The sequence below is a fragment of the Asanoa sp. NPDC049475 genome (genome assembly GCF_040676915.1).
Taxonomy (GTDB): Bacteria; Actinomycetota; Actinomycetes; order Mycobacteriales; family Micromonosporaceae; genus Asanoa.
On sequence record NZ_JBFAPY010000009.1, the window covers coordinates 141016 to 153152 of the forward strand.

The following is a 12137-nucleotide window of genomic DNA, read 5'->3' on the forward strand; positions in this document are numbered from 1 at the left end:
GCGGGTCACCGCGTTGCGCACACGGTAGGGGTCTTCCCGGCCACCTGTCCATATCTAAACTTCGATGGGACAGAACTTCCGTCTTAACGAGCAGAAGTAGCACCGATGCCATCGAAAGGGTTGCCGACGGTCACGCATTCAGGGATATTCGTCGATATGCGTGTGACCCGGATCCTCGCCGCCGCCGTCGCGTCCGTTGCCGTGCTGCTTCCGGCCTCCACCGCTGCGGCGGCGCCGGGACTCGACCGTTACCGCAGCCTGCCCGGCACCGCCTGGTGGACCGACGCGGCCGGGGCGACCGTGGTCGCGGTCGACGAGACGGTCCCATCCACCGCCGCGGCCGGTCTTGAGGCGGCACTGCGCGGTCGCGGCCACCTCGTCCGGGAGAAGGGGACGCTGCGGCGGCACATCGCCGGTGCCGACCAGTTCTTCCAGGCGGGCGGCTTCCGCTGCCTGATCGGGTTCAACGCCCGGGCCGGCAGCACCTACTACTTCCTCACCTCGCGGCACTGCGTCGGGTCGGTCGGCGGCACCGTCTACGCGGACGCGGCGGCCACGGTTCCGCTCGGCGTGGTCTCCGTCGTGACGCCGGGGCAGGACACCGCGCTGATCCGCTACACGAACACCACGATCGCCAAGCCGAGCGCGGTCAACACGTACCCGGGACTCGCTCCGATCCGTTCCTTCGGGTCGAGTGCCATCGGGTCGCGGGTCACCCGCAGCGGGCCGAACGGCGTGCGGTCCGGCACGGTCACCGCGCTCAACGTGACCGTCAACTACGCCGACGGCACGGTGACCGGCCTGATCCGCACGAACATCTGCGGCCAGCCCGGCGACAGCGGCGGCCCGCTGTTCGCCGGGACGGTCGGCGTCGGCATCACCTCGGGCGGCAGCGGCTCGTGCACCACCGGCGGCGTCAGCTACTACGCGTCGGCCGCACGGGCCGGCTCCGCGTACGGGGTCGGCCCGTACTAGGCGGCGTTGTCGAGCAATGCCCGCTGCTCCCCCGTCAGGCGCAGGGACATCGCGTCGATCGCCTCGTCGAGCTGCGCGACCGTGCTCGGGCCGACGATCGGCATGACCGCGGGGGTCGAACCCGTGAGCCAGGCCAGGACGACGTGGTTGCGGGTGGTGCCGAGCTCGGCGGCCACCGTGTCCAGCGCGGCCAGGCGGGCCACGGTGCCGGGGTGGTCGTACTCGGGTGCCAGCGGCTTGTCCGGCCGGGTGTAGGCGCCTGACAGCAACGGCGTGTAGGCCCAGACCGCGATCTCGTCGTGGCTCTCCACATAGGAGCGCAGCTCGTCGTTGAAGAAGCCGAACCGGTGCACGACCGTCGGCAGGGTGCCCGGGCGCGGCTGGAGGTAGGTGTGGTGCTGCTGCACCGCCGTGTAGCCGGCCACGCCGGCGTCCGCGGCCGCCCGCCGGAACCGCTCCATCCGCCACGCGGCGAAGTTGGAGCAGCCGAGCCGCCTGACCAGCCCAGCGGTGACCAGCTCACCGAACGCGGCCACGGTCTCTTCGACGACGGTTCGCCGGAAGTCCTTGTGCGCCCAGTACAGCTCGACCCGGTCGGTGCCGAGCCGGCGCAGGCTCTGCTCGATGCCGCTCTTGATCGTTTCCGGGGCCAGCCCCTCGGCCGTCTCGGGGAAGCGACCGGCCTCGAGCGGCTCACAGCCGACCTTGGTGCTGATGGCCACCCGGTCGCGCACCCCTGGGCGGCGGGCCAGCCAGCGGCCGAGCAGCGTCTCGCTCTGCCCGCCGAAGCCGCTCGGGTCGGCCCAGAAGGCATAGCAGTTGGCGGTGTCGATCCAGGTGCCGCCGGTGTCGACGAAGCGGTCGAGGATCGCGAACGCGCGCCGCTCGTCGACGGTGGTGCCGAACATCATCGCTCCGAGTACCAGGTGATCCATCATGCTCACGACGCTAGTGAGGATCGGTCGGGGCGTACGCTCCAATTCCATGGCAGTTTCCCAGACCAATCTCGCGTGGGCGACGCTGCTGGACCTGGCCGGAAGCGGTCCCGTCCACCAGCGGCTGGCCCGGGCACTGCGGGCGGCGATCCGGACCGGCCGGCTGCCGACCGGGTCCGCAGTGCCGCCGAGCCGGGCGCTCGCCGAGGAGCTCGGCTGCTCGCGCTGGGTGGTCACGGAGGCGTACGGCCAGCTGGTCACCGAGGGTTATCTGGCGGCGCGGGTGGGCTCGGCGACGCGGGTGGCGTGGACGCCCGATGCGGTGGCCCCCGCTCGCCCGGCGCGTGCCGGGACCCGGTCGCACGAGGTCCGCTATGACCTGGCGCCCGGCCTGCCCGACCTGCGGGCGTTCCCGCGCCGCCGCTGGGCCGACAGCGTGGCCGCCGTGACCCGCACGGTCTCCGTCACGGACCTCGGCCTGCCCGACCCACGCGGCCACGTCGCGGCCCGGCAGACCATCGCGGAGTACCTGCGGCGCTCCCGCGGCGCGGTAGCCACCGCCGACACGGTCACCATCTGCTCGGGGATCACCGACGGTGTGACCCGGGTGGCCCGGGCGCTGCGCCGGCTGGGCGTATCGGCGGTCGCGGTCGAGGAGCCCGGCTGGCCCCGGCTGTCGGCGGCGGTGACCGACGCGGGCCTGTCGGTGCGCCCGATCCCCGTCGACAGCGACGGTCTCCGAGTGGACGCCCTGCACGAAGTGCGAGCAGTCGTCGTCGGAGCGGCACACCAGTTCCCGAGTGGATCGGTGCTCTCGCCTTCGCGCCGGGCGGCGCTGGTCCGGTGGGCTCGCGAGGTCGACGGCTTCGTGGTGGAAGACGACTACGACGCGGAGTTCCGCTACGACCGCCGCCCGCTGGCCGCGATGCAGGGACTCGACCCGGCACGGGTGGCTCTGCTCGGCTCGGTGAGCAAGACCCTCTCCCCCGCCCTCGGACTGGGTTGGCTGCTGGCCCCGGGGGTGCTGCCGTTGTCCGGCGAGGCCGCCCCGCCGGTCCTGGACCAGCTGGCACTGGCCGCGTTCGTCGACCGGGGATGGTACGACGCCCACCTGCGCGCGGCCCGCCGCCGTTTCCGCGCTCGTCGCGACCTGTTGCTGGCGGCGCTGAGCCGCACGATCCCGGAAGGCACGGTCCACGGCACGGCCGCCGGCCTGCACGTGCTGCTCCACCTGCCGGACGGCACGGACGCGGCCGCGGTGGTGCGGGCCGCCGCCCGGTCCGGGCTGAGCCTGATGGCGCTGGACGACTACCGGTCGGAGCGCCCGGCCACCCCGACGCCGGTGCTGGTGCTCGGCTACGGCAACCTCGCCGACACCGAGATCGCCCCAGCCGTCGCCCTGCTGCGAGAAATCCTCGACCGGGTGTAGCGACGGGCGGGTTCCAGGGGGTTTCTGGCATGCTGGGGTTGAGTGCGACTGGCGGCACGGGGATGGCAGTGACCATCGGGGAGCCCGCCCGTGGGTATCGACCGCCTGGGTGCCCATGGGGCGCCATGGACAGCCCGGCTGCCATGGCCGAGGGGGGATAACCATGTCCGCACGTCTGCTGCCCGGCGGCCCGGTGGCCGAGAGCATCCTGGCCGAGGTCTCGGACCGGGTGCGCGTGCTGCGCGACAAGGGCATCACGCCCGCGCTGGCCACCATCCTGGTCGGAGACGACGACGCGAGCGCCGGCTACATCCGGATCAAGCAGAAGCAGGCGGCCGAGCTCGGCTTCGTCTCGCCGCACGCGCACCTGCCGGCCGACACGACCCAGGCGGAGCTCGAGCGCGTGATCGCGGAGTTCAGCGCCGACTCCGCCGTACACGGCCTGCTCGTGCAGCACCCGGTCCCCGGACACCTGGACTACGACGTGGCGCTGGCCGCGATGGACCCCGACAAGGACGTCGACGGCATGCACCCGGTCAACATGGGCCGGCTCGCCCTGGGCCTGCCTGGCCCGCTGCCCTGCACGCCGGCCGGGATCGAAGCGCTGCTCGCCTTCCACGAGATCCCGGTGTCGGGACGCGAGGTCGTCATCCTCGGCCGCGGCGCCACGCTCGGCCGCCCGCTGGCGATGCTGCTCGCGCAGAAGCGCCCGACCGCCAACGCCGCGGTCACCGTCGTGCACACGGGCGTGAAGGACTGGCCGCGCTACACCCAGCGGGCGGAGATCCTGATCGCGGCGGCCGGCGTACCCGGCATCATCCAGCCCGAACACGTCCGCCCCGGCGCGACGGTCATCGGCGGAGGCGTCCGCTACGAAGGCCGCCGCCTGCTCCCCGACGTCGACGAGTCCTGCGCCGAGGTGGCGGGCGCCATCACCCCGCGGGTCGGCGGCGTCGGGCCGACGACGGTCGCGATGCTGTTCCGCAACGCGATCAGCGCGGCCGAACGAGCGACCTCTTGAATCGTTGCTCTGGTTCGCGGTCGGAAGATCGCGAGGCGCGACGGAATCAGCACGGAAGGGGCCCTTGTTGCGTTGACAAGGGCCCCCTTCGTTAGCGTCAGATCTGGACCCGGTCCTTCGACTCGACAGCCGGTGCTGCCTTCTGGGCGGGCAGGGTCGGGGCCGGACCAGCCGTCGCCGGCACCAGCGGCGCCCGCACCGCGAGCCGCACCGTAGCGACGAGCAGCCACGCCAGCGCGCCCACCACGACAGCCACCACGAGACCGAGCACGGCCGGCGGCATGGCGTACCAATTCACGATGGCCCGCAACGCCGCCGATCGGTTGCCGTCCGCCGGCGTCCAGAACAGGTCCAGCGTGTATCCGAAATAGACCGCCTGCATCACCACCGCACCCAGCAGGACCGCGAGCGGTGTCACCCGCCGCCACCGCACGGGCAGCCGCCCCGCCGCTGCCACCGCGACCACGGCCAGGCCGACCAGACCCCCATAGAGATAGCGGCCCTGCATGCCCGCGTACGTTCCCGTCGCCGCCCATTGTTCGTAGGAGCCCTTGGCCACGATGGCGAGCAGCCCGACGACCGGCACCAGCAGCACCAGCGCCGTCGTCCACGGCACCGCCCGCAACACCAGCGTCAGCACGATGCCCGCCGCCACCACGAGCGCGGCCGCCACGGCCAGCTTCCAGGGCCAGTGGTGCAGGCGGTCGCCGGTCTGGTCGTGCACGAAGAACAGCGTGTTCATCCGCTCCAGCAGCCGCGCCAACCAGGTCAGGCCGCCGTCGCCGAACGAGTGGGTGGCGGTCAGCGTCGGCACCTCCGTGAACCGTCCGTGCGGCTGCACCGACCCGTACACGACGCGGTTGCGCACCCACCACGCCAGACCGGGCAGCGTGGCCAGCGACGCGACGCCGAGCGTCACCAACACCCGCGGCGAGCGCTCGCGGACCGCCACGACCAGATAGGCGAGGCCGACCCAGAACGGCACCAGCAACGCGAAGCCCTTGGTCAGCAACGCCAGCGAGCCGACCGCGCCGATCGCCGCCGCCGTGCGTCGGGTCGTGTCGCCGGTGAGCACCCGCGACACCAGCAACGTCAGCACAGCGAACAGCATCACCAGCAGGTTGTCGTTGTTGACGGCGGACTCGGTGTGGGTGAGCTCCGGAATCGCGAGCGGCACCAACGCCGCGACGACGGGGACCGGTTCCGGCAGCCGCAGCCGGCGGGCCACGGCCCAGAGCACGAGCGGGAGGGCGGCCGCGAACAGCACGTTCCACCACCGCAGCACGAGGTACGTGAAATCGAACGGGATCTTGTCCCAGCCGGGCATCAGGGCGAGGGCGGCACCACCGGCCACGTAGTACAGCGGCGGGTGCTGGACGAGCTGGTTCGCCGGCTGGTCGGGGTCGCGGGTGTGGCCGCCGCGCTCCAGGTACGAAGGACGGCTCGCCCGCGAGGGCGGCGGATGGTCGGCGAGCCGCAGCGGACCGTCGATCCGGTTGGACCGGGTGAAGCCGCCCGCGCCGCTGCCCTCGGTGACCGCGAGGGTCCCGGGGTCCGGCCACGGCCATGCCCCGCCGCGCTGCACCGCGACGATCAGGTCGACGTGTTGGCGCTCGTCCGGGGAGCGCAGGTTCGGGAACAGCGCGGTCTGCCAGATCACCAGCGCGATGTGCAGTACAAGGATGAGCCAAATCAATCCGGGTACAGCTCGCGTTCCACGCAAAAGCGGACGTATCGCTCGGGGCACCGGCGCAGGCTAGCCGACGGTCCCGACCGGGACGACGCACCGCGCGCGGGGGCTCTTAGGCTGACACCCGACCGAGGGCCCTAACTCAGAACAAGCGAGGGAAACATGAGCCAGGATCCAGAGTTCGAGGTGCTCGAGGACGACGGTGTGCTCGACGCCTCCGACACGCTCGACGACGACCGCGTCGCCGACCCGTTGGACGTGGGCATAGCCGCGGCCGACCGGTGGAGCGGCGCCGACCGGTTCGGCACGACCGAGGCCGAGGAGCGCCAGGGCGAGTCACTCGAGCAACTCCTGGCCCAGGAGGAGCCTGATATCGACCCGTACGCGGAGGTTCCGGACGACGAGGACGAGCTCAGCCGGCGCGGCTACGAGCAGGACCCCCGCTCCGGCCGGCTGGTCGAGGACGACCAGGGATTCGGCGAGGACACCGAGGCCGACTCGGTAGCGTGGGACGCCGGGATCGACGCGGGCGGTGCCAGCGCCGAGGAGGCCGCGATCCACGTGGTCAGCGGCCCGGACGACGAGGGTGACGGACCTCTCCGTTGAGCTCCGCGGAATAGTTGCGGCGTCAAATAAGTTGACGGTGGCTGAACGAAGTGAGGTGTTTGGGATGCAGTTCGGGATCTTCACCGTCGGCGACGTGACGCCGGACCCGACCAACGGAACGACCCCCAGCGAGCACGACCGGATCAAGGCAATGGTCCGCATCGCGCAGAAGGTGGAAGAGGTAGGCCTGGACGTCTTCGCGATGGGCGAGCACCACAACCCGCCCTTCGTGCCGTCCTCGCCGACCACGATGCTCGGCTACATCGCGGCGCGCACGGAGAAGCTCCTGCTCTCCACCGCGACCACGTTGATCACCACCAACGACCCGGTGAAGATCGCCGAGGACTACGCGATGCTCCAGCACCTGGCCGACGGCCGGGTCGACCTGATGATGGGCCGCGGCAACACCGGGCCGGTCTACCCCTGGTTCGGCCAGGACATCCGCAACGGCATTCCGCTGGCGATCGAGAACTACGCGCTGCTGCACAAGCTGTGGCGCGAGGACGTGGTCGACTGGAAGGGCCGCTTCCGCACGCCGCTGCAGTCGTTCACCGCGACGCCGCGCCCGCTGGACGGCGTACCCCCGTTCGTCTGGCACGGGTCGATCCGCAGCCCGGAGATCGCCGAGCAGGCCGCGTTCTACGGCGACGGCTTCTTCGCGAACCACATCTTCTGGCCCAAGGAGCACACCCAGCGGATGATCGCGCTCTACCGCGAGCGCTACGCCCACTACGGGCACGGCACCGCGGAGCAGGCCATCGTCGGCCTGGGCGGGCAGGTCTTCATGCGCAAGAACAGCCAGGACGCGGTACGCGAGTTCCGCCCCTACTTCAACGAGGCGCCGGTGTACGGCCACGGCCCGTCGATGGAGGAGTTCACCCGCGAGACGCCGCTCACCGTCGGCAGCCCGCAGCAGGTGATCGACCGCACACTCGGCTTCCGCGACTACGTGGGCGACTACCAGCGGCAGCTGTTCCTGATGGACCACGCCGGTCTGCCGCTAAAGACCGTGCTGGAGCAGCTCGACCTGCTGGGCGAGGAGGTCGTACCCGTGCTGCGCAAGGAGTTCGAGGTCAACCGCCCGGCCGACGTGCCGGACGCACCGACCCACGAGTCGCTGGTGGCGGCGAAGAACGCCAAGGTCGACGCATGAGCGAGCGGACCCTGGCGGTGGTCACCGGCGGGCTGCGCCAGCCCTCGTCGTCGCGGCTGCTGGCCGACAAGCTGGCGGCCGCGGCCGGCGAGGAGCTGAGCCGGCTCGGTGTCCACCCGAAGATCGAGGTGATCGAGCTGCGCGACCACGCGCACGAGATCACCGACAACCTGCTGACCGGCTTCGCCGGCGCCGCGTTCGCGAAGGTGGTGGAGACGGTGGCCGGCGCGGACGGGCTGGTCGCCGTCTCGCCCGTCTTCACCGCGTCGTACAGCGGGCTGTTCAAGTCGTTCGTCGACGTCATGCCGGACGGCTCGCTGGCCGGCAAGCCGGTGCTCATCGGCGCGACGGGCGGCACCGCCCGGCACTCGCTGGCGCTCGACCACGCGCTGCGCCCCCTGTTCGCGTACACCCGGTCGATCGTCATCCCGACCGGTGTCTTCGCGGCGCCCGAGGACTGGGGCGGTGACGAGGAGGGCGGCCGGCTCGACAAGCGGGTCCGGCGCGCCGCGGCCGAGCTCGCCGCCGAGGTCGCCCGCCGCGACCCGGCGACGGTCGACGACCCGTTCGCGCTCAAGACCTCGTTCGAGGACCTGCTGGCCGGCGAATGATGCGCGAGGATGGGGTCATGTACCTCATCCGTGAGAAGTTCCTCGACATCGGCGACGACTTCGACATCACCGACGACGCGGGCAACAAGGTGTTCCACGTCGACGGCAAGGTGCTCAGCCTGCGCGACAAGCTGGTCATCGAGGACATGTCGGGCCGCGAGGTCGCCGCGGTGCACCGCAAGCTGATCGCGCTGCGGCCGACGTACGCGATCAGCATCGGCGGCGAAGAGGCGGCCGAGATGCGCAAGAAGCTCTTCACGCCGTTCCGCGACAAGTACACGATCGACGTACCGGGGCCGGACGACCTGGAGATGAAGGGCGACCTGCTCGACCACGAGTACGAGGTTGAGCTGGGCGGTCGCCGCGTCGCCAACGTGTCGAAGAAGTGGTTCACCATCCGCGACACCTACGCCGTCGACATTGTCGAGGGGCAGAACGATCTGCTCATTTTGGCGGGGGTGCTGGCGTTGGATCTCGCCGAGTCGCGGGCCGAGCGCAAGCGCGCCGAAGAAGCCGAAGACCATTAGGGACGGATCCATGACTCGGGTTCGCGGTGGTGCGGTCCGTTCCTCCCGCGAGGGATCGCTCCGCTTGCCAGGTTCGTCGTGGGTTAGCGCGGCCTCGCGTTGGCCGCGGCCTGGACGGCCGCGGCCAGCGGGTCGCGGGGTGGGCGGTCGAGGATGCTGGCGAGGTCGGGGGTCGTCGCGTCCAGGAAGCCGTGGCGGACGCTCGTGGCGATCGACGCGAGCATCGGTGGCTGGAACGGGAGCAGGCCGGTCTGGTCGAGGAGTCTGCGCCGGTATTCGGTCAGGGTTATGGAGTGGTGCTTTACGTCGAGTCGGTCCGCTATCTGGGCGGCCGTGATCTTCGTGCCGACCAGGTCGTGGACGCGGCCGGCGTGTTCGGTGGGGGTTGCGGCAACGGTTGCCGCGGCTTCGGCCAGGTCCGCTCGGGCTACCGCGGCCAGCGCCCCGTCGCCGAACGCCGACTCCAGGCCGTCGCCGGTCCACGTCAGCAGACTGCCGAACAGCTCGGCGTAGAGGCCGTTGCGCAGGATGGTCCAGGGGACGCCGCTCGCTCGCACCAGGCGTTCGGTCGCTCGGTGCGCGAGTGCGAAACCGAGGTGGTCGCCGGCGCCGGTCAGGCTCGTGTAGACGATGTGCCGAACCCCGTCGCGTGCCGCCGCGTCCACGGCCGTCGCGTGTCGGGCCACGACCTGGTCGTCCTCGGCGTAGCCGGCCGAGATGAGCACCAGCGTCGTCACCCCGGTGAGCGCGACGGTCGCCGGGTCGTCGAGGTCGAGCCGCCGCTGCCCCGGTCCCGGCGTGCGACTGCCGCCCACCGCGGGCGCACCGCGGGACCGCAACGCGGCGAGCGTGGCCGAGCCGAGGTTCCCGTTCGCTCCGGTCACGAAGATCATGTCTGGTGCTGCCTTCCTGGTCGCTGACTACGCTTGATCCTTCGACCGCGTGCCCACCACCACAAGAAGGCACCTTGATGTCACCCACGCACACCGGCGTAACCACCTCGCCCGCCGACCTGGAACCCTGCGGACGCGAGCACCACCCGGACTGCGGCATCCGCGACGTCCTAGACCGCATCGGTGACAAGTGGTCGGTCCTGGTGATCGTCGAGCTCGCCGGCGGACCGCGCCGGTTCCGCGAGCTCCAGCGGGCCATCGACGGCATCTCCCAGCGCATGCTGACACTGACCGTGCGCCGCCTCGAACGCGACGGCCTGGTGCGCCGCACGGTGTACCCGACCGTCCCGGCCCAGGTCGACTACCGCCTCACCGAGACAGGCGCCGAACTGACCCACCTGGTCAAGGCGCTCGCGGACTGGTCCTTGGCCCACCGGGAGGTCATCGCCGAGTCCCGCCGTGACTACGACGAGACCCACAGCCGCTGAGCGCGTCCGGTCGAGGCCGGAGGACAGCGGCATCGCCCGGGCCGCCGGGTCGCACCGGACCGGTGCGCTGCGTTGAAGGTCTCGCTGCCGAACCGCGGCGCGGGCCGCCACCGGCCGGGCGCGGGGTCGTTCTTTCGATGTGGACCGAAGTATCGCGTGTGAGCACGGTCACACCCGGGCATGAATGCCCACATGTCGATCGCCGAGGACAGGCCCGCTGGCGCGCCGGCGCGCCGTGACCGGACCAAGTATCTGTATCTGGCCGTCATCGTCGCCGTGCTGGCTGGCATCTTCGTCGGGCTCGTCGCGCCCGGGGTCGGTGAGAGCCTCAAGCCGCTCGGCACCGGCTTCGTCAACCTGATCAAGATGATGATCAGCCCGATCATCTTCTGCACGATCGTGCTCGGCATCGGCTCGGTGCGCCAGGCCGCCAAGGTCGGCAAGGTCGGCGGCCTGGCGCTCGGCTACTTCCTGCTGATGTCCACGGTCGCGCTGGCGATCGGGCTGGTGGTCGGCAACCTGCTGCACCCCGGCAGCGGCCTGGACCTGTCCGCCGGCGAGGCGCCGGACACCAGCGAGTCCGAAGGCACCGTCGACTTCCTGCTCGGCATCATCCCGACCACGCTGTTCTCGGCCCTGACCAACTCGCAGGTCCTGCAGACGCTGCTCGTCGCCCTGCTGGTCGGCTTCGCGATCCAGGCGATGGGCCCGACCGGCGAACCGATCCTGCGGGCGGTCGGCTTCCTGCAGAAACTGGTCTTCCGGGTGCTCGCGATGATCATGTGGGTGGCACCGATCGGCGCGTTCGGCGCCATCGCCGCCGTGGTCGGCGAGACCGGCTGGAAGGCCCTCGCCGGGCTGCTCCAGATCATGCTGGGCTTCTACCTGACCTGCCTGATCTTCGTGTTCCTCGTGCTCGGCACGCTGCTCAAGCTGGTCACGGGCCTCAACATCCTGTCGGTGTTCCGCTACCTGGGCCGCGAGTTCCTGCTGATCCTGTCGACCTCGTCGTCGGAGTCGGCGCTACCACGCCTGATCGCGAAGATGGAGCACGTAGGCGTCTCCCGCACGGTGGTCGGCATCACGGTCCCGACCGGCTACTCGTTCAACCTGGACGGCACGGCGATCTACCTGACGATGGCCTCGATCTTCATCGCGGACGCCCTGAACAAGCCGCTGGCGGTAGGCGAACAGATCGGCCTGCTGCTCTTCATGATCATCGCGTCGAAGGGCGCGGCGGGGGTGACAGGGGCCGGCCTCGCCACACTGGCGGGCGGCCTGCAGTCGCACCGCCCGGACCTGGTGGACGGCGTCGGCCTGATCGTCGGCATCGACCGCTTCATGTCAGAGGCCAGGGCCCTGACCAACTTCGCCGGCAACGCGGTGGCCACGTTCCTGGTCGGCCACTGGGCGGGCGAACTGGACAAGGACCGTGCCCAGGCGGTCCTGAGCGGCGCGGACCCCTTTGACGAAGCCACGATGCTGGACGCCGACCCGGAACCCGAACGCGAGCCGGTGGTCGCCGCCCAACGCACCGGCAGCGACCGACCGACCCACAACAACTCTGAACCGATCTAGAAGGTCTCAGGCCGTCTAGATCGTTGCGGTCGAGCAGGCCCGGCGCGGTTCGACCCGGTCGGCCGCCCTCCGGAGCACCGCGGCCGCGACCCGGCGCAGCGGATCGCCGCGCCCCGTGCGGCGTGTGCGGTCTGGCACCACCGGGGCGTCCGGGCGGGCCGAGTAGACGTGGTCGCGGGTCGCGTTCATGGCCTGTACGAAGGCCGTGGGATCGAGCATGACGGAACACTC

General features: G+C 71.0%; 13 protein-coding genes. 9 read left to right on the forward strand and 4 right to left on the reverse strand.

All coding sequences use genetic code 11. From position 1 onward, the window contains the following. The first annotated feature begins 156 nt into the window (after positions 1-156). On the forward strand, positions 157-975 hold the full coding sequence (locus AB0J88_RS32730) for a S1 family peptidase (RefSeq protein ID WP_364357135.1): 819 nt from the start codon (positions 157-159) through the stop codon (positions 973-975). On the opposite strand, the gene AB0J88_RS32735 is transcribed toward AB0J88_RS32730, so the two are convergent. Further along, positions 972-1913 carry an aldo/keto reductase gene (locus tag AB0J88_RS32735; RefSeq protein WP_364357132.1) on the reverse strand — a complete coding sequence of 314 codons (942 nt, stop codon included), beginning with the start codon at positions 1911-1913 and terminating at the stop codon, positions 972-974. The two genes, AB0J88_RS32730 and AB0J88_RS32735, sit on opposite strands and share 4 nt — an antisense overlap. 46 nt (positions 1914-1959) lie before the next feature. Here AB0J88_RS32735 and AB0J88_RS32740 point away from each other — a divergent pair, with 46 nt between their 5' ends. Next, complete coding sequence (locus AB0J88_RS32740) at positions 1960-3339, forward strand: PLP-dependent aminotransferase family protein (protein WP_364357129.1); 1380 nt, start codon at positions 1960-1962, stop codon at positions 3337-3339. Between the two features lie 163 nt (positions 3340-3502). Beyond that, positions 3503-4360: a tetrahydrofolate dehydrogenase/cyclohydrolase catalytic domain-containing protein gene (locus AB0J88_RS32745; RefSeq protein ID WP_364357126.1), complete on the forward strand. Its 858-nt coding sequence runs from the start codon at positions 3503-3505 to the stop codon at positions 4358-4360. Between the two features lie 97 nt (positions 4361-4457). On the opposite strand, the gene AB0J88_RS32750 is transcribed toward AB0J88_RS32745, so the two are convergent. Beyond that, positions 4458-6020 carry a glycosyltransferase family 39 protein gene (locus AB0J88_RS32750; protein ID WP_364357124.1) on the reverse strand — a complete coding sequence of 521 codons (1563 nt, stop codon included), beginning with the start codon at positions 6018-6020 and terminating at the stop codon, positions 4458-4460. Positions 6021-6212: 192 nt separating this feature from the next. On the opposite strand from AB0J88_RS32750, the gene AB0J88_RS32755 reads away from it, so the two are divergent. The 4 genes from AB0J88_RS32755 (at position 6213) to AB0J88_RS32770 (ending at position 8947) form a co-directional block, all read left to right on the forward strand. After that, positions 6213-6656, forward strand: coding sequence for a DUF5709 domain-containing protein (locus tag AB0J88_RS32755; protein ID WP_364357122.1), 444 nt, complete (start codon positions 6213-6215; stop codon positions 6654-6656). A gap of 64 nt (positions 6657-6720) precedes the next feature. Next, positions 6721-7809 carry an LLM class flavin-dependent oxidoreductase gene (locus AB0J88_RS32760; protein WP_364357119.1) on the forward strand — a complete coding sequence of 363 codons (1089 nt, stop codon included), beginning with the start codon at positions 6721-6723 and terminating at the stop codon, positions 7807-7809. After that, a complete protein-coding gene (locus tag AB0J88_RS32765) occupies positions 7806-8420 on the forward strand; it encodes a CE1759 family FMN reductase (protein ID WP_364357116.1) in 615 nt (204 codons plus the stop codon). The genes AB0J88_RS32760 and AB0J88_RS32765 overlap by 4 nt, the downstream gene beginning before the upstream one ends. Positions 8421-8437: 17 nt before the next feature. Further along, positions 8438-8947 carry an LURP-one-related family protein gene (locus AB0J88_RS32770; protein WP_364357113.1) on the forward strand — a complete coding sequence of 170 codons (510 nt, stop codon included), beginning with the start codon at positions 8438-8440 and terminating at the stop codon, positions 8945-8947. Between the two features lie 83 nt (positions 8948-9030). On the opposite strand, the gene AB0J88_RS32775 is transcribed toward AB0J88_RS32770, so the two are convergent. Then, entirely contained in the window at positions 9031-9840 is an 810-nt protein-coding gene (locus AB0J88_RS32775) for an NAD(P)H-binding protein (protein WP_364357110.1), read from the reverse strand. Positions 9841-9917: 77 nt separating this feature from the next. Here AB0J88_RS32775 and AB0J88_RS32780 point away from each other — a divergent pair, with 77 nt between their 5' ends. After that, positions 9918-10328: a helix-turn-helix domain-containing protein gene (locus AB0J88_RS32780; protein WP_364357107.1), complete on the forward strand. Its 411-nt coding sequence runs from the start codon at positions 9918-9920 to the stop codon at positions 10326-10328. 192 nt (positions 10329-10520) lie between these two features. Continuing rightward, positions 10521-11906, forward strand: coding sequence for a cation:dicarboxylase symporter family transporter (locus AB0J88_RS32785; protein WP_364357104.1), 1386 nt, complete (start codon positions 10521-10523; stop codon positions 11904-11906). 15 nt (positions 11907-11921) lie between these two features. On the opposite strand, the gene AB0J88_RS32790 is transcribed toward AB0J88_RS32785, so the two are convergent. Further along, entirely contained in the window at positions 11922-12125 is a 204-nt protein-coding gene (locus tag AB0J88_RS32790; protein ID WP_364357101.1) for a hypothetical protein, read from the reverse strand. Between the last annotated feature and the right edge of the window lie 12 nt (positions 12126-12137).